This is a genomic window from Paenibacillus sp. WLX1005 (genome assembly GCF_046603685.1).
Taxonomy (GTDB): Bacteria; Bacillota; Bacilli; order Paenibacillales; family Paenibacillaceae; genus Saccharibacillus.
In genome coordinates this window covers 3,454,607-3,481,044 of sequence record NZ_CP176756.1, presented here as the reverse complement: position 1 = coordinate 3,481,044, position 26,438 = coordinate 3,454,607, and the positions used below count along the sequence as shown (strand labels likewise).

Here is a 26,438-nt window from a genome sequence, read left to right as displayed (position 1 = left end):
TCGGAGGGAGTTGTCAGCACATAGCGGCGGGAAGGGAATAGGGGATAAGGACGACCTTGGAGCGCGGGAATCTACAAGTAACTCCCATTCCGTAGATTCCCGCGCTCCACCGAAGGACGTTCCCCTATCCCTTCCCAGAGCGATGCTCGCTCACAACATCCCCCCCACTCCCACCAAATTCCAAATTATTTATCTCCCGGGACTAAAAGACTACCCCTCAGATGTCGATATATACAATACTGAAGTATGCAGACCGTTTCCGATGCTACAAATGGCAGTAATCACGTCGGCAGACAGGCGCATAACAAGTGAGAGGATTCATGTGGGCGGTATTGTATCAAAAATGAGCCGTTATGGATATGATTCGATTTCTTTCTGTACTCCCAGGTTTCTGTTAGAATACACAAGTGAGCACTTTGCATTGCTCCGATAGCAGATCACTTTGTAGATAACAGGAGAGTGAGTCAGATGGAACGAACATTTTTGATGATTAAACCTGACGGAGTACAACGTGGGTTAATCGGACGCATTATCAGTCGCTTGGAAGACAAAGGATTCAAATTGATCGGTGGCAAATTCCTCATCCCAACCGAGGAGCAAGCCAAAAGCCATTATGCCGAACATGAAGGCAAAGCGTTTTACGGAGAATTGATTGATTTTATTACCTCCGGTCCGGTGTTCGCGATGGTATGGGAAGGCGATGATGTGATCACCCTTTCCCGTATGCTGATGGGCAAAACCCAGGTAAAAGAAGCACTGCCTGGCACGATCCGTGGCGATTTTGCTGCACATACGCCGTTCAATTTAATTCATGGCTCCGATTCGCCGGAAAGTGCGGACCGGGAAATTGCCAACTTCTTTGCTCCTAACGAATTAAGCGTTTACGAAAAAAACATTTCGGCCTGGCTCTAACACATACCCCCGCATGGACTGAACTTATAATCATGATCAAGGAAGTGATTCCATGCTTACGAATGATGCCATTCAACCGGACGCGGATTATGCCGGCTTTATCAAAAAAGTAAAAGACAATACAGGGATCGATCTGTCGCAGTACAAAGAAGCACAGATGAAACGCCGTCTGACGACGCTGCGTACCAAAAACGGATTCTCGACATTCAGCGCATTTTTCGACGCCATGCTGAAGGACAAAGCATTGTTTTACGAGTTCCTTGACCGGATGACGATCAACGTATCTGAGTTCTGGCGTAACCCGAACCGTTGGGAAGTGTTGCGCGATACGATTCTGCCTGATTTGCAGCGCACCAGCAAAAATCTGAAAGTATGGAGTGCTGCCTGCTCGACTGGTGAAGAGCCGTACACGCTTGCAACGATTCTCGCGGACAAAAACTTGCTTTCGTCCAGCACGCTGCATGCCACTGATATTGATGACGGTGCTCTGGAAAAAGCCAAAAAAGCGCTATATCTGGAACGCTCGCTCAAGGACGTGCCGGCGGACGTGGTCAAACGGTATTTCACTGCGCAAGGACCGATGTTCAGTGTTAACGATACGCTGAAAAAGGCAGTTCAGTTCCGTAAGGGAAATCTGCTGATCGACAAGTTCGAAACAGGATATGATCTGATCGTATGCCGTAATGTTATGATCTACTTTACTGAAGAAGCGAAGCATTTGCTGTATCATAAGTTTGCAGCAAGTTTGCGCCCGGGCGGCGTTTTGTTTGTAGGTAGCACGGAGCAGATTTTCTCTCCAGGTCAATATGGATTCGATTCCTCGGAAACATTCTTTTATCACAAAAAAGGTTGATCATCCGGCGGGGGCTGATCTGCAACATGAACAACATAGATGCCGGTTCTTGTATCTAAACCGGTATCCTGCAAGGCGGGCCACAAGCAAGACCGCATGCTTAACATCAATCATGGTAAACACAAGCACACTGTCTTACAGGCGAAAGCCATCGGCAGTGTGCCTTTTTGCATAGGAACAGACCGTAAAAATGCCGGATAGATATGCACAAATACAATATTTGACGTTCCTTGTCAAATGGATGAAGGCTGTACTATAATAAGCAAAGGTAACTACGGATTTTAGCGATGCACAGTTTAACAGTTTAAAGGGGGAACGCAACATGAGTATACGTTACTTGACAGCCGGGGAGACGCACGGTCCCCAGTTGACTGCGATTATTGAAGGATTACCAAGCGGATTGGAGCTTGATTTTGAAGCGCTCAATTTCCAACTGGCACGTCGTCAAAAAGGATACGGTCGCGGTCGCCGCATGCAAATCGAGAAAGATACAGCAGATATCGTGGGCGGTGTACGCCACGGGTATACAACAGGTGCACCGGTAGCTATGGTTGTTGCTAACAACGACTGGAAGCACTGGACCAAAATTATGAATATCGAACCGATGGAAGGCACAGACGAAGAAAAACGTCGTGTTCACCGTCCACGTCCAGGTCATGCGGATCTGAACGGCGGTTTGAAATACAATCACAAAGACCTGCGCAACGTATTGGAGCGCTCCAGTGCACGCGAGACAGCAATCCGCGTCGGTGTTGGTGCAGTTGCTCGCCAATTCTTGGCACAGTTCGGTATCAAGATCGGCGGACAGGTTATCCGCATCGGTGAGATTGAAGCACCAGCTAACGATCTTTCACTAGATGAACTGATTGAACGTACAGAAGAATCTTCCGTTCGTGTAGTGGATAAAGAAACCGAGCAGAAGATGGAAGCGTACATCGATCAGATCAAAAAAGAAGGCGATTCGATCGGTGGTATCGTGGAATGTATCGTAGAAGGCGTACCGGTCGGTCTGGGTACGTTTGTGCAATATGACCGTAAGCTGGATGCACGCATTGCGCAGGCAGTTATGTCCATCAATGCGTTCAAAGGTGTAGAGATTGGTATTGGCTTTGAAGCTGGACATATTCGCGGCTCACAAGTGCATGATGAGATTCTGTATAGCGAAGAGCGTGGATACCATCGTGCTACGAACCGTCTCGGCGGCTTTGAAGGCGGCATGACCAACGGTATGCCAATCGTCGTCCGCGGCGTAATGAAGCCGATCCCGACGCTGTACAAACCGCTACAAAGTGTAGATATCGATACGAAGGAGCCATTTACCGCACAAGTAGAACGTTCCGACGCATGTGCCGTACCTGCGGCAAGCGTAGTGATGGAGAGTGTGGTTGCCTGGGAAGTTGCCAAGGCTTTCCTGGAAAAATTCGGTGGCGACTCCATGACGGAGATTCGTAAAAACTACGATAATTACCTCGCACAGCTGGAAGCTTACTGATGAGCGATATTCGCACAGTAGACGTTCAACTTGGCGAACGCTCTTACCCGATTTACATTGGCGAACAGCTGCTGGAGCAATCCGGCAGCTATTTGGAAAAGCATAAACTGTCCAAGCAAAGCCCGCTGCTGATCGTTACGGACGAGAATACCGCGCCGCTGCATCTGGACAAGCTGGAGCAGTCGCTGCAAGCTGCGGGCTTTACCTTTGTCACAGCTGTTGTCGGCGCAGGTGAAACGTCCAAATCGCTAGCGGTATTCGAAGCAGTTATGACCAAAGCGATTGAAGGTGGACTGGATCGCAGATCGGCGGTGATCGCGCTCGGTGGCGGTGTCGTTGGCGATCTGGCTGGTTTTGTAGCTGGAACGTACATGCGCGGCATTCGTTTTATTCAGATGCCGACTACCGTGCTTGCTCACGATAGCAGCGTCGGTGGCAAGGTAGCAATCAATCACCGACTAGCGAAAAATATGATCGGCGTCTTCCATCAACCGGAGCTGGTGCTGTACGATCTAAGCACCCTGCAAACGTTGCCGCTGCGCGAAGTGCGTGCCGGTCTGGCGGAAATGGTGAAGCATGGTCTGATCTGGGATGCTGACTTTGCATACTGGTGTCTAGAACATGCGGACTCATTGCAGGCAGTGGATCGTGAGGCGATGGGTTATGGTCTGGAAAAAGGCTGTGCGATCAAGGCGATTGTCGTCTCGCGTGATGAGCGCGAAAATGATCTGCGCGCCATTCTCAACCTCGGTCATACGATCGGTCATGCGATCGAAGCAGTTGCTGGTTATGGCGAGATCATTCACGGCGAAGCGATTTCTATCGGTATGGTCGGTTCTGCGATCATCGGCGAAGCACTTGGTGGTGAGCCAGGGCTAGTTGATACGACACGTCGTATGCTGCAAAGTCTCGGTCTGCCGACGGTATTGCCACAGCATTTGGACATTGATGCCATTATGGAAGCGATGATGCACGATAAGAAGTTTCAAGAAGGTAATATGACCTTCGTCGTGCCACAGTCAATCGGCAAAGTGGAGATCAATCCTAATGTTGATTACCATCTGGTGCGTCGTACTGTGGAACAGCTGAAGGAGGAGGTCTGAGTATGAGTATCTATATGCGTGGAATCCGCGGGGCAACTACTGTGACTCGCAACGAGCGTCAAGAGATTCTTGACGAAACGCTTGTATTGCTAAAAGAAATTGTAGAGCGCAATCAATTCGAGCCGGAAGATATTAGCAGCATCTGGATTACGATGACTGCCGATCTGGATGCCGCGTTTCCAGCACTAGCAATTCGTGAAATGGAAGGCTGGAATATGGTGCCGTTAATGTGTGCAGTCGAAGCATCGGTACAAGGCAGTCTGCCGAAGTGTATTCGGTTGATGATTCATGTGAATACGACCAAGACACAGCAGGAAATGCGCCATGTCTACTTGAATGAAGCGAAGCGTCTGCGCCCAGATCTGGCAACATCCTGAGCCAATTCCAGCGTAAGGGTTGCGTCAGTTACCCGTTATGGGGTATAGTATAAAATAAGCTTAAGAAGCAAGCAGAGCCGTGTATTGAGATGAGATTGCAGGTAAGCAGAGAGAGCAGTATAGATGAGAAGGAAACGTAAGCCTTGTCGGCGGGCTGAGCGGAGTGTTCACCGGTATATGCGTCAGAGCATATCCATGGACGGTTCGGGTCGGTGGTCCGCAGGAAGACAGGTGCGAGGACGTTTCGAGAGCAGAATGAACAGTAGAGTAGATCATCACAATCGTATACAGTGAGATGTAGTAGTGAACAACATGGATGATGATGTTATTGTCATTAATGGCAACGATTGAGTTATATTGTTGGTTCAACTGTAGCTGTATTGTATACGTGCAGCCTTTTTTGTCAGCATCATTTGCTGTATTGTTGAAAAAGACTACTAGAATCAGATGATATTATCCTCTATGTGCATTCAGCCAGCAACGGTGTATTTGTGTATATCCGTTGTCTGCATTTGTACCTACTTGATGTGATTCCAGCCTTCATGCGTCCGTACGCGTGGAGGCTTTTTTAGTTGCCTTCCGGTGCTATCGCCGTCCACGGATATGCTTTCCCTTACCAAACCAAACAGATCAAAGGAGAGAATATCATGATCCAACCTCATGTAGAACAGGTTATTGCCATGTCCAGTCAGTACAATTTGATTCCTATCGTAAAACGCCTGCTGGGCGATATGGAGACACCGATTCGGATTTTTCAGCGCTATGCGGAGCAGAAGCACGCGTTCCTGCTGGAGAGCGTGGAGGGTGGCAGCAAATGGGCACGGTACTCCTTTATCGGTAGCGATCCGTTCCTGCTCATTTCCGGTAAACAGGGCAAAATTACATTGGATATCGATGGCGAACAGACCGATTTGTCCGGCAAGCCAGTAGAGCAGCTCAAAGCGCTGCTGCGTCGATATCGCAGTCCGAAGGTAGATGGATTGCCACCGTTCACTGGTGGAGCGATTGGATTCTTCGGCTACGATCTATTGCAATATTATGAGAAGTTGCCGCCACATAAAGTGGATGATCTGAATATGGATGATATTCGCTTTATGTTCTGCGATCAGATTGTTGTGTTTGACCATGTGAAGCAGCATATTCTGCTTGTGAGCAATGTGCATGTGCCAGATGGTGCGGATGACGATACGATTCGTGAAGCGTACGGCAATGCAGCGGAAAAGCTGGACGATATGGAGCGTATGTTGCAAACGCAACCGCCAGTCAACACCGCTGGACGTGCACCGGTATCCGAGGATATTGAGCTGGGCGAGATCAAGTCCAATATGACGAAGGAACAATATTTGGATGGCGTGGATCGGGCGAAAGAATATATTCGCGCGGGAGATATTTTCCAGGTTGTATTGTCTCAGCGGTTTCACATTGATACGGAAGTGTCGCCACTCGAAGTATACCGCGTACTGCGGACGATGAATCCATCGCCGTATATGTATTATTTGAAACTGGACGAAGAGATTATCGTTGGTACTTCACCAGAAGCGCTCGTGAAGGTCGAAGGCGATCGGTTACAAACAAGACCAATTGCGGGTACACGTCCACGCGGACTCACCGAAGCGGAAGATGTGGCACTGGGAGAAGAATTGTTACAGGATGAAAAAGAACGCGCTGAGCATCTGATGCTGGTCGATCTCGGTCGCAACGATCTGGGACGGGTATCCGAATTTGGAACGGTCAAAGCAGATTCCTTTATGCAGATTGAACGGTACTCACATGTGATGCATATCGTATCCAATGTATCCGGTACATTACGCAAAGATAAGGACTTCTTCGATGCTTTCCTATCCTGTCTGCCAGCGGGTACAGTATCTGGTGCACCGAAGCTACGGGCGATGGAGATTATCGCGGAGATCGAGAATGAAGCACGCGGCGCGTATGCGGGAGCAATTGGTTATCTAGGCTTCTCTGGTAATATGGATGCCTGTATTACGATTCGGACGATTATTTTCAAACATGGACGTGCATATGTACAGGCGGGAGCAGGCATCGTATGGGATTCGGTTCCAGAGAAGGAATACGAGGAAACGGTGAACAAAGCGAAAGCGATGCTCAAGTCGATTCGTGTTGCCGAAGCGATGTTTCCACCGAAAAGTAGCAAAGAACACAATGTAGCGAATCCAGATTATCTGTACGGGTACGAGCCAGTGAAGTTGGGTGACTAAGATAACAATCTGCATATGAAAGTGATAGTACGCAACATTTATCATTCAATCGGCAGTTTGCCGGATTAGTATATAGACATCAACACTTAGGGGAGGACAATGGGATGCAAACAGGAGAAATCATACAGCAGGCAATCGGCGACATTATTCAAGGTCAGCATCTGTCGCGCCAGCAGGCATACGAAGTGATGAGCACGATTATGGACGGTACAGCAACGCCTTCGCAAATTGGCGGCTTGTTGACTGGGCTGCGGATCAAAGGTGAAACAGTAGAGGAAATTACTGGTTTTGCCGAAGCGATGCGGCGTAGTGGTGGACGTGTACCAGTATTGTCGGCTGGCTTGCTTGATACATGCGGTACTGGCGGATCGGGGATTCACAAGTTCAATATTTCCACCGTATCTGCCATTATCGCGGCTTCCGTATCGGTTCGTGTTGCCAAGCATGGGAATCGCTCTGCATCGGGTAAAGCGGGCAGCGCAGACGTACTGGAAGCGCTAGGCGTGAATATCGGACTGAATGCACAGCAAGCTGCTAGCTGTTTGAACGAGATTGGAATCTGTTTCCTGTTTGCCCAAGTGTTCCATCCTTCGATGAAGCATGCAGCAGCGACTCGTCGTGAGCTGGGTGTACGTACTGTATTCAATATGCTAGGACCGTTAACCAATCCGGCAGGAGCGGATCGCCAACTGATCGGTCTGTATGACAGCAGCAAAATCGAAACTGTCGCTCAAACATTGCAATTGCTCGGATTGGAGCGTGCGATGGTCGTTGCCAGTCATGACGGATTGGACGAGATCAGTATTGCCGCACCAACACGGATTGCCGAGCTGCGAGATGGCGAGGTTCGTACGTATGAAGTCATACCAGCGGACTTTGGACTGGATACGCACCCGCTGGAACATATGTTGGGCGGAGATGCTCAGCAAAATGCCGATATTATCCGCCGTGTTTTGAGCGGAGAGCATGGTGCGTATCGTGATGTAGTGCTGGCGAATAGCGCAGCCTGCATCTATCTGGCTGGCAAAGCGAATAGTTTTGCAGAAGGCGCAGCCATTGCCGCACAGGCGATTGATTCCGGTGTAGCCGCCGGCAAATTGCAGCAACTAATCCAAACTACGGGGGCACACAGTTATGTATCTTGATAAAATCGTCGTTACCAAACAGCAGGAAGTAGAACAACTGGCGCATCATTTTTCATTACGTGAAGCAGAGCGTCAGATTGCACAATTGCCTGCAACGCGCGGATTCCGTGCGGCATTGACTGCGTCGCCGAATCGTCGTCTTGGTCTGATCGCTGAGGTGAAAAAGGCATCGCCGTCAAAAGGGCTGATTCGCCCTGATTTTCAGCCGGTGCAGATTGCGACCGCTTATGAAAAAGCTGGTGCAGACTGTATTTCCATCCTAACGGATGTACAATATTTCCAGGGCAATAATCAGTATTTGACTGATATTCGGGCAGCGATTAATCTGCCGCTGCTTCGCAAAGATTTTATTATTGATGAGCGTCAGATTTATGAAGCGCGTCTGATCGGAGCGGATGCGATTCTGTTGATTGCCGCTATTTTGACAGCAGAGCAGTTGGAGCAATATATCGAAGTCGCAGTATCGCTCGGATTGGATGTATTAATTGAAGTGCATGATCAGGCAGAGCTGGAAACGGTACTGCATGCCAAGGGTGCACTGGAGCATGGTTTGATCGGTGTGAATAACCGTGATCTGCGTACATTCGTTACTTCGCTGTCGACTACAGCGGAATTGATTCGTTTGCTACCGGAAGGCGTGCCGTTAATTAGCGAAAGTGGCATTATGTCGGTGGAAGATATTGCGTATGTGCAGGAGGCTGGAGCGGCTGGCGTGCTGGTTGGAGAATATTTTATGCGTCAACCGGATATTGAAAGTGCTGTACGCAATCTGATGGCACCAGCAGAGTACGAAGCAGGTGCAGGTAGTCAGGCAGGAACGTCTCATGACTGAAAACGACAGTACCTTTGCTCCAACATTCCATTCCGATGAACAGCGAAATGACTGTAATAAGCAGCAAAATAACGATCTACATTCGGCATCTGCACCGGTATTGTACGACCACCACGATGCTAGTTTAAAGATAAAAATCTGTGGACTTCAAAGCGTTGAAGTGCTAAAATCTATGATACCATTACCGGTCGATTATATCGGCTTTGTCTTTGCACGCAGCAAGCGGCAAATTAATCGCGAGATCGCTGCGCAGCTCATTGATGTGCTGAAGCAGTGGCCGCAAGGACATATTCCGCAAAGTGTAGGCGTGTTCGTTGACCCGACACTGGATGAGCTGGTGCATATTACAGATATCGCGCCGCTAGATGTGATCCAATTGCATGGTAAGGAAACGCCAGCGTTTTGTCGGCAGGTGCGAGAGAGATTGCGCAAGCCGGTAATAAAGGTCATTTCCGTACAGGCAGATCGGCAAAATAATACAGATCAACATAACAATACAACTAGCCGAATCAACATGGACATGAACAACACGGAAATGCAAATGGAACAAAACTATGATGATACGGCTACTGCTGTTCATCAACAATGCAATCCTTACGAAGGCGTGGTAGACGCCTTTTTACTTGATACCCATGATCCGCTGTATGGCGGCGGTTCGGGCAAAACATTTGCTTGGGAAGAAATACAAGCGTATCATCGCTGGACATCAGCGCGCGGAATTCCGCTGCTAATTGCCGGTGGACTGAACCCGGACAATGTAGATACACTCGTTCACGGCTATCCGCTAGAAGGCATTGATGTATCAAGCGGAGTCGAGAGTGACGGAGTCAAAGATATCGATAAAATCAAACAGTTTGTGGAGAGGGCGAGATCATAATGACAACACTACCTGATGCAAAAGGAAGATTTGGCGATTTTGGTGGACGTTACGTACCAGAAACGCTGATGAACGCACTGATCGAACTTGAGGAATCGTATCGTAAATACGCGGATGACGCGCAATTTCAACAAGAAATTGATTATCTGCTCAAAGAATACTCCGGTCGCGAGACTTCGCTGTATTATGCCGAAGGGTTAACTCGACATCTGGGTGGACCGAAGATTTATCTGAAACGCGAAGACCTCAACCACACGGGTGCACATAAGATCAACAACGCTATCGGTCAGGCATTGCTGGCAAAACGAATGGGCAAACAAAAAGTCATCGCCGAAACAGGCGCTGGACAGCATGGTGTAGCAACAGCGACAGTCGCTGCGCTGATGGGTCTGGAATGCAAAGTGTTCATGGGCGAAGAGGATATCAAGCGTCAGCAACTGAACGTGTTCCGTATGAATATGCTCGGTGCAGAAGTGGTTCCGGTTACGTCTGGTACACGCACACTCAAAGATGCGGGTAATGAAGCACTGCGCTACTGGGTCAGCAATGTCGAAGATACATTTTACATTCTTGGCTCTGCCGTCGGACCGCATCCGTATCCGATGATGGTACGCAACTTCCAACGTGTGATCGGCGACGAGACACGCCGTCAGATTTTGGAAAAGGAACATCGCCTTCCGCATACCGTAGTGGCAGCGATTGGTGGCGGTAGCAATGCCATCGGCATGTTCTATCCGTTTATTAACGACCAAGACGTTCGTCTGATTGGTGTGGAAGCTGCTGGACGAGGTATCGACACCCCGCTGCACGCCGCCACGATGAGTCTCGGTACCAAAGGCGTATTCCAAGGTTCGATGAGCTATCTGCTACAGGATGAATACGGTCAAGTACAAGAAGCCCATTCCGTCTCCGCCGGTCTTGATTATCCGGGCGTTGGACCAGAGCATTCCTATCTCAAAGATATTGAACGTGCCCAGTACGTACCGATTACAGATCAGGAAGCGCTCGATGCGCTCAAACTGCTGTGCCGTACCGAAGGTATTATTCCGGCACTGGAATCGGCACATGCCATTGCCCACACGGTGAAGCTTGCAAAAGAAATGACAGCAGATCAGCTACTGGTAGTCTGTCTGTCCGGTCGCGGCGACAAAGACGTGGAATCGATTATGAAATATGAGCGGGAGGGATCGCTGTGAGCGTAACAGGACAGAGCCAGAATCGGATGGATGTTACATTTGCCAAGTTGAAGGAAGCGGGCGAAACGGCGTTGATTCCGTTTCTGACTGTTGGTGATCCCGATCCGCAGATTACGGTTGATATTATCGTCGAATTGGAAGCCGCAGGCTGCAACATTTTGGAACTGGGCGTTCCTTATTCCGATCCGCTGGCAGATGGACCGGTCATCCAGCGTGCTTCGCAGCGTGCATTGACTCACCGTGTGACGATCGATACATGTTTTGAGGTTGCTTCGCAGGCACGAGAACGCGGTGTACAGATGCCATTTATTCTGTTCACGTATTACAATCCGATCTTGCAATACGGATTGGATACGTTCTTCGAGCAGATGCGTCATTACGACATTAGCGGTATGATCGTGCCGGATCTACCGGTAGAAGAATCCGAAGAAATGAGAGCACGCTCCCGTGAAGCGGGTGTAAGCCTTGTACCACTCGTTGCACCAACGTCGCATGAGCGTATTTCCTCCATTCTGAACGGAGCGCAGGGCTTTGTGTATTGCGTATCTTCGCTCGGCGTGACAGGTGAACGCGCATCGTTCCACAACAACGTAGAGCAGTTCATTAACAGCGTGAAGGACAATACAGACTTGCCCGTTGCGGTCGGTTTTGGTATTTCCAGTCATGAACAAGTGAAGCAGTTCTCGCAATTTTGCGATGGCGTTGTTGTTGGTAGTGCAATTGTGCGCCAGATCGAATCGCAGATTCCGCTATTGACTGATCCCGCGCGGAAAGCAGACGGACTGTTGCAAATTCGCAATTTTGTGGCAGAATTAAAAGGAAGCAAATAAGATTACGATTATACCTATACAGGCAATGTTTAACGCTCCGTGTGTACCTGCTGCTATGGCAGACAGGTATGCCGGAGTTTCAGCATTTCCTGACGATGATGCCTGAAGGAGTTGTGCATAGTGAAACCGAAATCCCGTATTGTGAATATTCCCGTCTATCAGCCGGGCAAACCGATTGAAGAAGTGAAACGCGAACTTGGACTCGACAAAGTGATCAAGCTAGCTTCCAATGAAAATCCGTACGGTTCTGCGCCATCTGTACAGCAGGCTATCGTAGACGAATTGTCCCAGCTGTATCTGTATCCAGACGGCGGTGCGGTAGAGCTGACTGCCGAGCTGGCAAAGCATCTAGGTGTACAATCCAATCAGATTATTTTCGGTTGTGGATCGGACGAGATCATTTCATTGACTGCGCGCGCGTTCCTAGAGCCGGGCGATGAGACAATTATGGCAGATCAGACCTTTTCCGTATATAAAAGTAATGCTGAGATCGAGGGTGCTGAAGTTGTTGAAGTGCCGCTTGTAGAAGGTACACACGATCTGCATGCGATGATCGCCGCAGTGAGCGAAGATACGAAGATCGTCTGGGTGTGCAATCCGAACAATCCAACCGGAACGTTTGTACCGGAAAATGAACTAATCAGCTTTATGGATCGTGTACCTGAGCATGTATTGGTTGTACTGGATGAAGCGTATTATGAATACGTAGTTGCAGAGCAATATCCGCACAGCGTGAAGCTTCTGGATCGGTATCCTAATCTGCTCATTTTGCGTACGTTCTCCAAGATCTACGGATTGGCTGCACTGCGCATCGGTTACGGTATCGGCAATGCAGCTGTAGTGAAGCTGGTCAATCAGGTGCGTGAGCCGTTCAATACATCGCGTATTGCTCAAGCGGCAGCACGTCAGGCGATTCGGGATCAACAATTCGTGGATGATTGCCGCACCAAAAATCGTGCAGGTATGGATGTGCTGCTCGGCGAATTTGACCGACTTGGTCTGCCGTATTTCCCAAGCGAGACGAATTTCATTATGGTTGATACGAAGCATAATGCGATGGATATTTTCCAAGGGATGCTGCGTCGTGGTGTGATTATCCGTGCAGGTCATCAGAAGTATCCGACGTATATCCGCGTAACGATTGGTACGCCGGAAGAGAATGAAGCGTTTATTCGTGCGTTGGAAGAAACATTGCAAGAGCAAACGGCAAATGTATAAAAAATGATCCAAAATGATTTATAGATAAAATCTACGACTGATTTTACAACTTCAGGCGAATGAAAGATGCCGTGACTGCTACAATCGGCAGCACGGCGCAATATTCGACTGTTAAACAGCATCATGGATTCTGCTGCTTTAACGCAGCAGGAAAGACAATCGATAAAGAATGAGTGGGATACTAATGACGACAAATATTGCGATTTTCGGTGTAGGGCTGATCGGCGGTTCGCTGGCGCTTTGCTTTAAAGACAAGCCGGGACTGCATATAACTGGATATACACACCTGCCCGAATTGATACATACGTTTCAAGAGCGACAGGTTGTGGATCATGCGACACTTTCGGTAGAAGAAGCTGCACTGGACGCGGACTTTATTTTCCTCTGCGTACCGGTTAGTTTGCTGAACAGCTATCTGGAACAACTAAGCCGCCTGCCATTAAAAAAAGGCTGCATCATTACCGATGTTGGCAGCACGAAGGCATCCATCAACGCCTGTGCAGAACAATTGAAGCTGAGCGACGGCGTACATTTTATCGGCGGTCATCCTATGGCTGGTTCCGAACGCTCTGGTGTCGGTGCAGCTTCGGCGTTGCTGTTTGAAAATGCCTACTATGTACTAACACCACCGGATCATGTACCACCTGCGGCATACGAACGCCTCGCTGAGCTGTTGACCCGTCATACGCGTGCACAGGTAGTGAAGGTAGAACCGGTGCTGCACGACGAGATTGTCGGCGCAATCAGCCATCTGCCGCATGTCATTGCCGTAGCACTGGTCAATCAGATTCGCGGCTATAATGAAAATAATCCGCTATACCGGATGCTGGCTGCGGGCGGATTCCGCGATATTACGCGTATTGCTTCTAGCGATCCCATCGTTTGGCGTGACATTTTGCTGAACAATCGGCATATCGTATTGGATTTGCTGCAAGACTGGAATCAAGGTGTGCAGGAATTCGTGGAACTGCTGCACAATCAAGACGCGCGTGGCATCGAACAGCAGTTTGAGCAAGCGGGTGCATTCCGTGACGAATTGCCGGAACGTCGCAAGGGCATGATTACGACTCTGTACGATCTGTATCTCGACGTACCCGATCATCCCGGCATTATCGGTAAAATCACAACTGAAATCGGCAATCGTGGCATCAATATTAGCAATGTGCAGATTATTGAGAGCCGGGAAGATGTACCGGGCGTGATGCGTCTGTCGTTCCGCAATGAACACGATATGGAGCAGGCAAAAGCAATGCTGCTGGATAGCCAGTACAGTGTATTCGCACGCGTATAACGGATATAGCCATATATATGGATTGTTACCAGTTACCGCTATGACAAGCTACGTACATCACTCTTGTCTGGCATTTGCATAGCAGATACAAGGGCAATATCATTTGACATGATTGTATACACCTCAATATAAGGCACCTCTTACATGAACATCGGGATTTCCAGGATGGAAGCAGATGATCACAGGAGGTGCATTTTTTATGTGCAACGCTGCTCAATTTGCCTGGATAGATGTAGTCTGAGATGAGGCAATCGCTGATTTTCTAAAAAAAATCAAGAATCGTAGAACTATTTGCCCTGCTCAGCAGTCTAACAGGCAGTACGAACTCAAGCGCTTGAGAATGATACCAATCCGATGAATTGGATATGCATATATGTCGATAAGGGGTGTTTATCAGAAGTGATCAGATGGAACCGAACCAAAATCAAAGAAAAGCAGTTCAGTGAGAAAGTAACCAGTATTCGTGAAAAATTGTATCGGCTGGCATACTGCTATGTAAAAAATGAACAGGAAGCATTGGACATCGTCTCGGAAGCTACGTACAAAGGCTATCTCGCTTTTGGCAAAGCTGATTCCGTCACGTACTTTGATTCATGGATGTCACGCATCGTGATCAATACAGCGATTGACCATACGCGTCGTAATAAGCGAATCACGTATCTTGAAGATTATACGCAGGAATTTGCCGCTACCTCACAAGGCGCATCGCTGGAAGAGAAGATGGATTTGTACAATGCACTGGATCGATTGCGACCGGAAGATAAGTCGTATATCATTTTAAAATATTTTGTGAATCTCTCATTCAAAGAAATGGCGGATGTGCTATCCGTACCCGAAAATACAGTAAAATCGAGATTTTATCGGATTATCAAACAGTTGAAAGTGTATTTGATTGAAGGAGAGGTGGAATCGGTATGATCGGAAAACAACATTACGATAATATTCCTGTTCCTGAGCAACTAACCGATGTCATGGATCGCGCCCAGCAGAAAGCCAGACAAAAGCAGCGCAAAACGAATCGTATCGTTCGGTATAGCTCACTGATCGCAGCCTGTATCGCGTTCCTGCTCGTTGTGAATATTCCGACCGTTGCCAATGCCATGTACAATATCCCGGTGCTAGGCAGCATCGTCAAAGTACTGCAATTCGGAGAAGGTGGGCAAGTGACCGATGGTGTCCATGTAGAAACCAAAGTAACTGAGAATAGCGTTCAGATCCATTTTAGCAACGATGACAAAGACCTGATGGATCGGGTTCCTGCCTATGAAGTGGTGCAGAAGGATGCACCGAACCGGCTGATCTTTACAATCAATGGTGCACGTACATTCGATTATGATCAAGTGACGCAAGATCTGCGCAAGTTGCCATTGGTACAAGATGTGTATCGGGTTGTCATTCTGGATGATTCGGCGATGCGTTTTGTCGTGGAGCTGAAGGACGGAGTAAGCCATACGATTACCGAATATCAGAACCCAGGCTATCTGGAGTTGACGCTGCGTTCTGACGCTACAATCACAGAGCCGCATATGATCTACGCGCTGCGTACCGAAAGTATGCCGATGGGCGAATCATTGTCCATGCTGGAGGAGCTGTACCCGAACGAAGACATTTCCTTTATCAAAACATCCGGTGAGATGTATGCAGCTGTTATTGGAGAATACGAAACGAAAGAAGAGGCGGAAGCGAAGCTGAAGCAAGTATCTGCCGCATCACCGGATTATCATGATTTCCGTGTGGATAGCTGGATGAGCAACGATCGACCGCACGAATAGATATATAATCAATATGGAATGTAGTACATGATAGTCCAGTCAATTCCTGAGTATTCCATTAGCCCGCTTGGATGACAGCACCACCTTCTTCATACACATATGGGAAACTTTAAAAGAGTATATCCCTGTGTCATGAAGAGGAAGCTGATATGCAAGCGGGCTTTTTGCTGCACAGTACCGTGTATACGAGATGAATCTAATCGTGGTGCCTAGCATCATGTTGATCTTTGCCATGTAGGGCGAGGATATCGATAAAATGCGCAAGAAATTCATCCACCTTCACTTCAGTACATACATGAATCGGTGTGAAATGAGGATCGGTATCATTTGTGACCTCCAACGTTCGTCCCAACTGATCTTCCGGCTGTAGCTGTATACGTGCTTTGACCAGTTCTGTTGTCACTAACCATGGCTCCAATGCGACCGCAGCTGCAAGTGGATCATGCAATGGCGAAGCATATATGCCGTGCTTGGATTCGTATGCTTTCATGCGAAATTGCAACACATGCCGTATCAATTTTGCGACTTGTGGTTGTTGTACAGCCAGTCGCTCATCTATATCTGCCGCATGACCAGATTGCAGCATCGCTTGAAACGTCACATCCAGTCCCGTCATCACCAATGGAAATCCAGCACGAAATACGATGTCTGCTGCTTCAGGATCACCATGAATATTGGATTCCGCATACGGCGTAATATTGCCTTTACTACGCAATGCGCCGCCCATAATAACCAGCTTTTTGACTTTGGATGGCAGAGTAGAATCGAGTGCCAATGCTTCCGCAAGATTGGTCAAGCGACCGACAAACACAAGTGTCAACGCTTGCGGATGTTCGTTAATATGACGAACGAGAAATTGTGCTGCTGATTCGGTTGTTAACGCAGCGTTGTCAGGGGTTACCGGTTCTGCCCAATTGCCCAATCCGTCTTCACCGTGAAAGTCGCGTTTGATGCCTGCCCATGGTCGGTAGAGTGGAGCATCAGCTCCCTGTACAACCGGAATATCGTCATATCCACTCCATTCTAGAATATTGCGTGTATTGGCAGTCGCTTGAGCCGCACTGACATTCCCAGCTGCGGTCGTAATTCCGAGCAGACGAGCACGCGGATGAGCAAGCAAGTACAGGATCGCAAGCGCATCATCCGTACCCGTATCGACATCTAGTAGCAAAGGGACTTCCGTGTTTTGTTGTTCATTTGTATTCATTGAAGACAACTTCCTTTCCGTATGTACCATTGTCATATTCGGTTGCGTAAGGCATTAAGAAGGACGATATGGAAGATGATCGTATTTTAACTTCACCAATTGTTCTTTCAAAAAAGTCAAAAACGCTCGATTGGCAAGTGAGAGATACCGGTTATGACGATGCGCGACAGCCAGATGCACCGATATACCAGGTTGTATCGGTACGATGGCGAGTCGTGGCTCCATAGCAGCAGCCGTACGCAGCAATAGCGTTGCACCAACGCCTTCAACAACAAGAGAACGAATAAACGATAGCTGATTGGTTGTAAAGACAATATTGGGCTGAATTCCGTATTGCTGACTGGCTTCATCCAGCAATCGGCGCTGATTGTAACCTTCTTTGAATAAGACAAGCGGTTCTAATAGTAGCTCCTGAACCGAAATGCTGGAGCGTGTACTGAGCGGATGTCCCTGCGGAAAACAAGCTACAAATTCATCAGTCAACAAATGTTCGATCATCAGCTCAGGATTGGAATGAACTGCTTCCACATCGGGATCATAACTGATGATGCCCAGATCAATCGTTTTGTCGGTAATCCATTGCCGAATCTGCACCGTTCCTTCTTCGATGACATGCAATCGAAGTGCAGGATGCTGCTTAATAAAGGCTTTGATAATCGGCGGGAAGTACACACTGCCAAACATCGAAGGAAGTCCAAGTAAAATCTCCCCACGCTGCAAGCCTCGCAATTCCTGCATTTCATGACGCGCTTCATCCAATCGCTCCAGAATGCTTTCCGCATGTCCCAGCAACACCCGACCTTCGGGCGTAAGAGATACATGTTTATCCGCCCGATCAAACAATTGCATCTGCAATTCTTCTTCCAGTTTTTGAATAGATTTGCTGATGGCAGGCTGGGCGATGTACAGCAGTTCCGCGGCTCGTGTGAAGTTTCCAGTGCGGGCAACTGTCGCAAAATGATGAAGTCGACGCATATCCATAAGCATTCTCCATTCCTGAAAGTTATGAAAACGATAAGATCTATATATTTCAAAATTCGACACCCACATGATACCATGGTTTTAAATCATAGTAAATCGCTATGATAACTAAATTTTAATACGTTAAAGGGGATAAAAAGATGAGAACTAACCGATTATCGATCTCGCTGCTCGCCGGGTTACTATCCGTTGTTACGGTATTGGCTGGATGTACAAATTCAGCAGCGAACTCGAATAATGACGATACAACTACAAACGATGCATCCGCGAGTGGTGTAACTAACATTCGCATAGTGACCCATACCAACTGGCAGAAACCATTAACACAAGCGATTCAACAATTTGAAGCTGAACATACAGACATCCATGTCATTGCCGAATTCGTCCCGTATACCAAATTGCAGGAAACGAATGAGATCAAGCTTGGTGCCAAAGATAGTGATATTGATGTCGTTACTGTAGATGAGCCGCTCAATTCCAATTACGCGGTCAAAGGATATCTGGCACCGCTTGACCCATGGTTTGATGCTTCAGCCAAGCGGCAATTTGCAGATTCTGCTATCGCTGCTGGCACGTACAACGGTCAATTAACATCACTACCGATGAATTCCTCTGGCGTCGTTCTGTACTACAACAAAGATTTGTTCAAGACATACAATGTCCCTTTTCTCTCTGATTCGCTGGATGACCGTCTGACTTGGGAAGAACTCGTTCCTATCGCTCAAAAGTTCCATGGAGAAGGAGTATACGGATTCAGCTTTGATCAGGTAGGTCGTGCGTATCAAATATTACCGTTGTTGCAAAGTAAAAACGCCGCTCCGCTCGATGAATCAGGACTACGTTCCACCGGGTATACCAATTCGGCTACAAGCGTTGAGGCACTACAGTTTTATTACGATCTATTCCACACATGGAATGTGAGTCCCAACATCAAGCGTGAAGAAACTCAGGATTATTTCACTTCAGGTAAAATAGCGATGTTTCTCGGCAATACTGCGAGTTTGAACAAGATCGAAGCTTCCGGTATCAATTATGGCATCGCACCGCATCCGTATTTTGTAGGTGGACAACCGGCTACACCGACAGGTAGTTTGAATCTGGGCATTTCTGCATTTTCTGAACATCAGGAACAAGCTGCACGTTTTGTGAAATATATGACTACCGGAGACGGGGCACGCGTGTTATTAGAGCAAGGTGGGTTGCTGCCTGCATTGAAGTCGCTGCAACAAGATCTGCTTGAGGATGAGACGTACAGTAAACTTCCCGGTCTAGCGTTGCGTCTGGCAGCAGAGGATGGGGCAACTTCGGCAGTAGCTCGTCCGTCTACACCGGGCTATCTGGAATGGGAAACGAATTTTAATAAGACATTAGAAGATATCAAAAATGGTACTGCTCCACAGCAGGCACTGGATAGTGCTGTGAGCGAGATTGATCGGCAATTGCAAAAGTACAAAGCAGTATCGCCACAATCGTGAGTTCGTACCGGGGAACGGGAGAGACCGTATGCGCAAACAGGCATGGATTCCATATGTATTGTTATTACCAGCAGTTGGCGGATTGCTACTATTCAAGCTCTATCCGATGCTGTCAGCAGTTCGCAACAGTCTGTTCGAATTGAATTTTGCCGGTGGGGGTGAACGGTTTACGGGGCTTGCCAATTATGTAGCGCTCTGGAATGACCAATTGTTCTGGTCTTCCTTGAAAACGACACTGGTATTCAACGCAATCCTCACGCCTGTTATGCTGATTGCTTCATTTGCTCTGGCACTTCTGCTGGATGGTGCTGTGGGTAGAGGCAAACGATTTTTTCAGACGATCCAATTCATTCCTGTAGCGATATCGATTCCAACCGCCTGTGTACTGTGGGGCATTATGCTAAGCCCCGAACATGGCGTAGTGAACTCGCTGTTGGCTAGTTTCGGATTTCCTGCCCAGCCTTTTCTCGTGTCCAGCAGCCAAGCTTTGCTATCGATTATTGGGATTGTTATCTGGAAAAATGCAGGATACTGGGCATTGTTTATTCTGGCAGGATTGCAGGAAGTACCTGTTTCTCTATATGAAGCGGCGCGAGTGGATGGGGCAGGAACGCTTCAGCGTTTGCGGCATGTGACCTTGCCTCTATTGAAACGACCTTTTGCTTTTGTCGCTGTAGCGGTTACGAGTAATCATCTGTTTATGTTCTCGCCTATGTACATACTGACGCAGGGAGGACCGCAAAATAGTACCCGCACGCTGATGCTGGAAAGCTTTCAAAATGCCTTTTTATATTCCAGCCCCGGCAGAGCCTCTGCTATCGTGGTCGTTCTGATTGGTTGTGCACTGTTGTTGATCTTGGCACAATTCCGCTTACTACGTACCAATCATTGAATCGGTGTGATGAGATTAGCCGGAATGCAGACACGGAGGAGGCATCATGAACAAAAACTATAAAGTGCAAACATTACTGCTGCTGGTATGCCATGTCGTATTAGCTGCGATTATCTTGTTACCGCTTGCCTTTGCATTGGCGTCTTCGTTCCGACGGTTAGAGGATGTTTTCAAATATATGTCGCCGATCAGCTGGAAAACATTTGTACCGATGGAACCGACCTGGCAGGCATATGCTAATTTATTCGTGGAACGCGGATTTGGTCGAGTTGTTTTTAATACCTTTTTCACATCGATCGTCGAAATGATTGGCGCTTTGTTGATCGGTTCGCTCGCGGCGTTTGCCTTTGCCTTTTACAATTTTCGCTGCAAGCATGCCTTGTTTGTACTCGTGCTGGTCGCTTTTATGATTCCGTTTGAAGTAACTGCGATTCCGCTGTATCGTCTTGTTGATGCGCTAGGCATGATCGATAGTTACAGCGGGATCATTGTACCCGGTCTTGCCAATGCGCTAGTTGTTTTCCTGTACAGGCAATTTTTTCTCGATTTGCCTCCAGCGCTATTTGAGGCGGCTCGGATCGATGGGGCGGGGACATTGCGCATGTATGCGCAGATCATTATGCCGCTATGCCGACCGGTAACTGTCAGTGCGGCGCTGATGGTTTTTGTACATCAATGGGAGAGCTTTATGTGGCCGCTGATTGCTGTTCGTTCCCGGCAGTATGCTGTCATTCAAGTAGCACTGAACGATTTTACAACCGAGATGGGGACGTATTGGAATGAATTGTTTGCAGCGGTCATTATTTCGATGATTGTACCGATCCTGTTGCTGGTACCCTTGCAGCGTTATTTTGTGAAAAGCGTCTCTTCTAGCGGAATCAAAGGTTAACATTATATGATGCAAAGCGAGGTAGATGTTATGATCCAATCACCTGAAAAGCAACTAAACGATATTCTCTATCAAGGTCAACAGGAAGTCTATCATATGCTGTCTGAGCTAGGGCGCCGTATCTATTACGTGCAGGAAGGCATTCTGAGCCAGTCCGCTGAAGCGAAACGCCGTGCTACTCGATACAATGCTACTCTTGGTACGGCGACTGACCAGGGAGAACCGATGTACTTGCCAGTTATTCGCGAGGCATTACCTGATCTGTCTGCTCAGGATATTTTTGAATATGCACCTACAGCAGGTAAACCGGAATTAAGACAGCGTTGGCTAGATAAGATGTATCGCGAACATCCAACTCTTGAAGGTCGAACGATTGGGTTACCCATTGTTACGACTGGATTAACTCATGGGCTGAGTCTGATCGCAGATCTGTTTGCGGATGAAGGAGACCCGGTCATCGTACCCGATAAGATCTGGGAGAATTATCGCATTACGTTTGATGTACGGCGGGGTAGTCATCAGGTGGAGTATCCTATTTTCAATCACGATGGAGGGTATAATACCGAAGGGCTACGAACAGCTATACAATCGCAGCATTCTCATGGTAAAGCGATTGTTGTACTGAATTTTCCGAATAATCCGACCGGCTATACGCTTTTGGCTGAGGAAAAAGAAGAGATTGTGCGTACGTTGCAAGAAGCTGCTGATACGGGAATGCATCTTGTTGTGCTTATTGATGATGCCTATTTTGGATTGTTTTATGAGGATAGTATTCATGAATCGTTATTTTCTACGCTTGCAGGTTTGCATCCATCGATTCTGCCGATTCGGATTGATGGTGCAACCAAGGAAGATTACGCGACCGGGTTGCGTGTAGGATTTATTACATATGCAGCCCAGTCGAATGAAGTGTTAACTGCGCTAGAACAGAAAACAATGGGATTGATTCGTGCTACCTTATCCAGCGGTCCACATCCGTCACAATCGCTGCTATTGCGCGCTCTTCAATCGCCCCTATACATTGAGCAGAAGGAAATCAATCGTCAAATTCTGTATCGCCGTGCTCATCAAGCCAAGCAATTGCTTCAGCAGGAGCACTACCAACAAGTATGGAGTTTGTATCCATTTAATTCCGGCTACTTTCTCTGTTTACGATTGCATCATGTACAGGCGGAGACATTAAGACGTCATCTGCTGGATCATTATCAGATCGGCATCATTGCACTGAATGAGCAGGATATTCGTCTAGCTGTGCCTTGTATCGAAGAGAAAGATTGGAGAGAGCTGCTAGATTTATTGTACAGAGCAGTACAGGAACTAGAACAATCTTCGCGATAATACAGATTACTGGCAATTAGAAATGAATATAACACGCATTAATCAACAATATAGGGAACGATATCATATTGAAGCTGATCTCTTGCTTACATAGTAGAGAATCAGCTTTAATGGTACGTATTGATACTTTATAGACGAGGAATGCAGTAGAAGTACGAGAAGATAACCAAACAATCAAAGGCGGTAGGAAGGAGGTAAATATTATAAAATATAAAAATAATTAAAAAACTTCAAAAAAATTACTTAAAGGGGTTGACTAAATGAAAGCGCATACAGTATACTGTAACTACAGTATGGTTTCTCTCCACTCCTATCCAATAACTGGAGTTTCTGAAATAGGGAACTCAGCCGCTAACAATTGTTAGCGGTTTCTTTTTTTGTCCAGAGATTGTATCGTCTGAAAAGATCATACTTGCTGCTCAGCACCAGATCGCCAAATTTGATACCACCTATCATTTTGTGATATAAAGGAAAAGAATGTTTACATAAATAAATCGCAGCTGCTACGAAAAACGCGTGACCAGTATGGAGAGCATACCACTGGAAGTATACAGCGGGTTAGCAGACATCTTCAATGAATATACATAATGCAACACACCTGTTTCCTGCTCACTCGGTCGGATTTGCAATCCCTTACATCGATTGCTCATGATGATAAATCCGGCGTTATTTTGGCATGTTCAGCAACCTTTCGACTTTGCGTTACGTCTAAAAGTCAGGTATGATATAAAGGTTGTGTTTCTTTGTCTGCTCGTGATGATTGTATTTCTGATGAATATGAATGATCTGTTGATCGTATAGATGGCAAGACTGCAAGCTCTCCCTTTTGGTCGTAAATTGTATTTGATGATTGTCCGTTATCCGCCTGCATGCTGTCCAGCAGGCACTCCATCTACTTATAAAATCAGTGAATTGCTGTAAAGTGCGGGTTTTCAGTCATGAACCGCAACTTTTGCCGCCCTGTTCAGTACTAATGAATACATAGGAACAGGAAGATGCGGCGGCAGCAATGAGGAGGGTCGCATTTCAATGACAGATTCCCTGATCATTCAGGAAATAAAGAACGGTGATGTTGAGCTGTACTCTGAGCTTATGCGCCGTTACCAGCGTAAAATCCTGGCATTCATTTACCATATGCTGAAAAGCGCCAATCTGGAAATGATGGCTGAGGACCTATGTTCGGAAACGTTCTATAAGGCATACAAAAGCCTGCATTCCTTCCGCGAGGTAGATGCTTCATTCTCGACTTGGTTATACACGATTGCCCGCAATACGGTGCTTAGCGAGCTGCGCAAGCACAAGGGGGGCAATGTGCCTTTGGAAGAGAGCGGCTATACGCCTGTAGCTCCGAATAGTATGGTTCCAGAACACGCCGTTCTCCGTGGTGAGCGTGTGCAGATGGTACGGGATGCGATTGACCAATTGCCCGAAAAGCAGCGGTCCGCTTTGATCCTCCGCGAATATGACCAGTTGGATTATCAGGAAATTGCTGATATCCTCTGTCAAAGTGTCAGCTCCGTCAAATCTCTTTTGTTTCGTGCGAGAGCGAGTGTGAAAACACGGTTAGAGCCGTATTTTTACGATTCGGTCTACGATGAGCCAATCGAAGGGATGAATACAAAATGAATTGCAGAGAGGCCGAACTTGTTTTCGGAATCTATTGGGATTTAGCGCCAGACGATCCACGTCGTGTGGCGCTGGATAAGCATATACGTGAATGTTCCGACTGCGCTGCCGAGTTTGCGCTCTGGCAGGAGAGTCGCGAATGGATTCAGGCGGAAGCGGTTGAGCTGGAACATGATCCAGACTTAACGATGCGTGCCGAACAGGTCAATCACAATGTGATGGAGCGTATCTACGCGGAGACGCCGTGGGTCATGCAAAATGATATCCGACGCGGCCCGATCTCGCGTATGTTCCGTCGACGCCTCTCTTTTTGGATTGCTGGCTTGATTGCGGTCTTCCTGTGCAGTTTTGTATTGTTGACGCTGGACATGTCCGGTAGCTTTAATAAAGAAGCCGCTCAGGAACGTGTGAACGGTATAGTTCCGACTGGTGTAGCTACTAGCGATGCGACCACCGTAATGCACTCATCGCTGCATTTTTCCGGTTCGGAACGCGGATTGATTGATCCGCTCGTGATTCCGATGGACCCGAGCCACCCGCAATACTGGATGATCTTATCGGTCGTTGGTATGTTGCTGGCGTTAGTATCGCTGCGTTTACTGGCACGTCCACGGCATCAATAACATGACGCTTCACTGGAGCGGGTGCTTGTATGCGCACATAGATGAATACAAACGAATATTTCACTCTGTAGGTGTTATCATTTGCCCACAGAGCTTGCTAACCCGTTTTACTGCATAGACGCAGTGAAGCGGGTTGATTTTTTGTATAGGTGTCGTTTATACTTTTTGCTACATGCAAGGAGGTAGCTGAATTGGCAATTACGAGAACATGGCACGGGATTGTACCGATTGAGCAGCAGCAAGCATTTGAGCTGCATTTGCACAAAACCGGTGTCGAGCATTCGCAAAGTATTAAAGGCAATCTGGGGGCCTATATTCAGGTCATGCAGCAGGGAATGTATGCACATTTCTTTTTGTGCACGGTCTGGTCGTCGTGGGAAGCGATTCGCCATTTTGCTGGAGAACATCCAGAGATTGCGGTTACGTATCCTGAAGACGAAAAGTATGGACTCATTTCCGATCCGCTAGTTATTCACCAGGAAGTGACCCGTGCAGGCAGCCCATTTGTCTGAGCAAGCAGGCAATCCATTTTACATAGTGAAAGGATGACATAACCGCTTATGCAAATCGGACTGATTCGACATGGCTTAACAGATTGGAATGCGCTTGGGCGTATTCAAGGACAGAGTGATATTCCGCTAAATGAAGAAGGACGCAGACAGGCTTCGCTGCTTGCTGAACGATTGGCGGCAGAACCGATCCAATGGGATCATATCATTTCCAGTCATTTGCAGCGTGCCCATGAGACTGCGAGCATCATTGCCGAGCGGCTGGGAATTCCGCTAATGGAACCGGACGAACGGCTCAAAGAACGTGGATTTGGTCAAATCGAGGGATTAACTTGGGAAGAGCGCGAGACGAAGTGGGGAACAGATTGGGAAACGCTGGAGCTGGGTCAGGAAAAGGTAGATGTACTCGGTACGCGGGCGATGGAATTTATGGAAACGACGCGTCAGCAATTTCCAGACAACAATATCCTTGTGGTGAGCCACGGTGGATTGATGTCTCAGTTATTCACGCTGCTGATGAAGGAACAGCATAGTCGGCGCATTGGCAATTTGTCGTTGACGATTCTGGAATGGGAAGCAGAACGATGGAACACTATTTTATATAATAATATCGATCATTTGAATTAGCCTGGCATCTGCCGGGCTATTTGGCTATAATTGGAAGTAAGCAGCTCGTAAAGCTGGTTTTCATGCATATAGCAAGGGTTCTGAGCTGCAAACTGCCAATAACTAGATAGGACGTACCAGGGCAATCATAAAGGGGGAATTGCGAAATATGACA

At 47.6% G+C, this 26,438-nt stretch carries 25 protein-coding genes; 23 read left to right on the top strand and 2 right to left on the bottom strand.

Going from position 1 to position 26,438, the window contains the following annotated elements; translation table 11 throughout:
• Window positions 1–468 precede the first annotated feature (468 nt).
• From ndk to ACE3MZ_RS14755, 15 genes are all read left to right on the top strand, one after another.
• Window positions 469–912, top strand: coding sequence for a nucleoside-diphosphate kinase (ndk, locus tag ACE3MZ_RS14825; protein WP_411342924.1), 444 nt, complete (start codon window positions 469–471; stop codon window positions 910–912).
• 52 nt (window positions 913–964) lie between these two features.
• Complete coding sequence (locus ACE3MZ_RS14820; protein ID WP_411342923.1) at window positions 965–1,765, top strand: CheR family methyltransferase; 801 nt, start codon at window positions 965–967, stop codon at window positions 1,763–1,765.
• Between the two features lie 322 nt (window positions 1,766–2,087).
• A complete protein-coding gene (gene aroC / locus ACE3MZ_RS14815) occupies window positions 2,088–3,257 on the top strand; it encodes a chorismate synthase (RefSeq protein WP_411342922.1) in 1,170 nt (389 codons plus the stop codon).
• An 8-nt stretch (window positions 3,258–3,265) separates the two neighbouring features.
• Entirely contained in the window at window positions 3,266–4,360 is a 1,095-nt protein-coding gene (gene aroB / locus ACE3MZ_RS14810) for a 3-dehydroquinate synthase (protein WP_411346805.1), read from the top strand.
• Window positions 4,361–4,368: 8 nt separating this feature from the next.
• The gene (gene aroH, locus ACE3MZ_RS14805; RefSeq protein WP_411346804.1) at window positions 4,369–4,737 is read left to right on the top strand and encodes a chorismate mutase; all 369 of its coding nucleotides are present in this window, start codon (window positions 4,369–4,371) and stop codon (window positions 4,735–4,737) included.
• A gap of 647 nt (window positions 4,738–5,384) precedes the next feature.
• The gene (gene trpE, locus ACE3MZ_RS14800) at window positions 5,385–6,956 is read left to right on the top strand and encodes an anthranilate synthase component I (protein WP_411342921.1); all 1,572 of its coding nucleotides are present in this window, start codon (window positions 5,385–5,387) and stop codon (window positions 6,954–6,956) included.
• 104 nt (window positions 6,957–7,060) lie between these two features.
• Entirely contained in the window at window positions 7,061–8,101 is a 1,041-nt protein-coding gene (trpD, locus tag ACE3MZ_RS14795) for an anthranilate phosphoribosyltransferase (RefSeq protein WP_411342920.1), read from the top strand.
• On the top strand, window positions 8,091–8,933 hold the full coding sequence (trpC, locus tag ACE3MZ_RS14790) for an indole-3-glycerol phosphate synthase TrpC (RefSeq protein ID WP_411342919.1): 843 nt from the start codon (window positions 8,091–8,093) through the stop codon (window positions 8,931–8,933). The genes trpD and trpC overlap by 11 nt, the downstream gene beginning before the upstream one ends.
• Window positions 8,926–9,810, top strand: coding sequence for a phosphoribosylanthranilate isomerase (locus tag ACE3MZ_RS14785; protein WP_411342918.1), 885 nt, complete (start codon window positions 8,926–8,928; stop codon window positions 9,808–9,810). The genes trpC and ACE3MZ_RS14785 overlap by 8 nt, the downstream gene beginning before the upstream one ends.
• Window positions 9,810–11,006 (top strand): tryptophan synthase subunit beta, encoded by a 1,197-nt coding sequence (trpB, locus tag ACE3MZ_RS14780; RefSeq protein ID WP_411342917.1) that lies wholly within the window; start codon window positions 9,810–9,812, stop codon window positions 11,004–11,006. Before ACE3MZ_RS14785 ends, trpB begins: the two co-directional genes overlap by 1 nt.
• Before the next feature lie 26 nt (window positions 11,007–11,032).
• The gene (gene trpA / locus ACE3MZ_RS14775) at window positions 11,033–11,836 is read left to right on the top strand and encodes a tryptophan synthase subunit alpha (RefSeq protein WP_411346803.1); all 804 of its coding nucleotides are present in this window, start codon (window positions 11,033–11,035) and stop codon (window positions 11,834–11,836) included.
• A 120-nt stretch (window positions 11,837–11,956) separates the two neighbouring features.
• Window positions 11,957–13,054, top strand: a complete 1,098-nt coding sequence (gene hisC, locus ACE3MZ_RS14770; protein ID WP_411342916.1) for a histidinol-phosphate transaminase — start codon at window positions 11,957–11,959, stop codon at window positions 13,052–13,054.
• A 184-nt stretch (window positions 13,055–13,238) separates the two neighbouring features.
• Window positions 13,239–14,345 (top strand): prephenate dehydrogenase, encoded by a 1,107-nt coding sequence (locus ACE3MZ_RS14765; protein WP_411342915.1) that lies wholly within the window; start codon window positions 13,239–13,241, stop codon window positions 14,343–14,345.
• 399 nt (window positions 14,346–14,744) lie between these two features.
• Window positions 14,745–15,263: a sigma-70 family RNA polymerase sigma factor gene (locus ACE3MZ_RS14760; protein ID WP_411342914.1), complete on the top strand. Its 519-nt coding sequence runs from the start codon at window positions 14,745–14,747 to the stop codon at window positions 15,261–15,263.
• Window positions 15,260–16,117, top strand: coding sequence for a hypothetical protein (locus ACE3MZ_RS14755; protein ID WP_411342913.1), 858 nt, complete (start codon window positions 15,260–15,262; stop codon window positions 16,115–16,117). Before ACE3MZ_RS14760 ends, ACE3MZ_RS14755 begins: the two co-directional genes overlap by 4 nt.
• A 196-nt stretch (window positions 16,118–16,313) precedes the next feature.
• On the opposite strand, the gene ACE3MZ_RS14750 is transcribed toward ACE3MZ_RS14755, so the two are convergent.
• Together ACE3MZ_RS14750 and ACE3MZ_RS14745 are read right to left on the bottom strand one after the other, a co-directional pair.
• Entirely contained in the window at window positions 16,314–17,324 is a 1,011-nt protein-coding gene (locus ACE3MZ_RS14750; protein ID WP_411342912.1) for a nucleoside hydrolase, read from the bottom strand.
• Window positions 17,325–17,378: 54 nt separating this feature from the next.
• Window positions 17,379–18,305, bottom strand: coding sequence for a LysR family transcriptional regulator (locus tag ACE3MZ_RS14745; RefSeq protein WP_411342911.1), 927 nt, complete (start codon window positions 18,303–18,305; stop codon window positions 17,379–17,381).
• 140 nt (window positions 18,306–18,445) lie between these two features.
• Here ACE3MZ_RS14745 and ACE3MZ_RS14740 point away from each other — a divergent pair, with 140 nt between their 5' ends.
• From ACE3MZ_RS14740 to ACE3MZ_RS14705, 8 genes are all read left to right on the top strand, one after another.
• Entirely contained in the window at window positions 18,446–19,780 is a 1,335-nt protein-coding gene (locus ACE3MZ_RS14740; RefSeq protein ID WP_411342910.1) for an extracellular solute-binding protein, read from the top strand.
• 28 nt (window positions 19,781–19,808) lie between these two features.
• Entirely contained in the window at window positions 19,809–20,672 is an 864-nt protein-coding gene (locus ACE3MZ_RS14735) for a carbohydrate ABC transporter permease (protein WP_411342909.1), read from the top strand.
• Between the two features lie 46 nt (window positions 20,673–20,718).
• Window positions 20,719–21,561 (top strand): carbohydrate ABC transporter permease, encoded by an 843-nt coding sequence (locus ACE3MZ_RS14730; RefSeq protein WP_411342908.1) that lies wholly within the window; start codon window positions 20,719–20,721, stop codon window positions 21,559–21,561.
• A gap of 30 nt (window positions 21,562–21,591) precedes the next feature.
• Window positions 21,592–22,899: an aminotransferase class I/II-fold pyridoxal phosphate-dependent enzyme gene (locus tag ACE3MZ_RS14725; RefSeq protein ID WP_411342907.1), complete on the top strand. Its 1,308-nt coding sequence runs from the start codon at window positions 21,592–21,594 to the stop codon at window positions 22,897–22,899.
• 1,029 nt (window positions 22,900–23,928) lie between these two features.
• The gene (locus ACE3MZ_RS14720) at window positions 23,929–24,525 is read left to right on the top strand and encodes an RNA polymerase sigma factor (protein WP_411342906.1); all 597 of its coding nucleotides are present in this window, start codon (window positions 23,929–23,931) and stop codon (window positions 24,523–24,525) included.
• Window positions 24,522–25,148, top strand: a complete 627-nt coding sequence (locus tag ACE3MZ_RS14715) for an anti-sigma factor family protein (protein WP_411342905.1) — start codon at window positions 24,522–24,524, stop codon at window positions 25,146–25,148. The genes ACE3MZ_RS14720 and ACE3MZ_RS14715 overlap by 4 nt, the downstream gene beginning before the upstream one ends.
• Before the next feature lie 191 nt (window positions 25,149–25,339).
• Complete coding sequence (locus tag ACE3MZ_RS14710) at window positions 25,340–25,660, top strand: hypothetical protein (protein ID WP_411342904.1); 321 nt, start codon at window positions 25,340–25,342, stop codon at window positions 25,658–25,660.
• 48 nt (window positions 25,661–25,708) lie between these two features.
• Window positions 25,709–26,284 carry a histidine phosphatase family protein gene (locus ACE3MZ_RS14705; RefSeq protein WP_411342903.1) on the top strand — a complete coding sequence of 192 codons (576 nt, stop codon included), beginning with the start codon at window positions 25,709–25,711 and terminating at the stop codon, window positions 26,282–26,284.
• The last annotated feature ends 154 nt before the right edge of the window (window positions 26,285–26,438 follow it).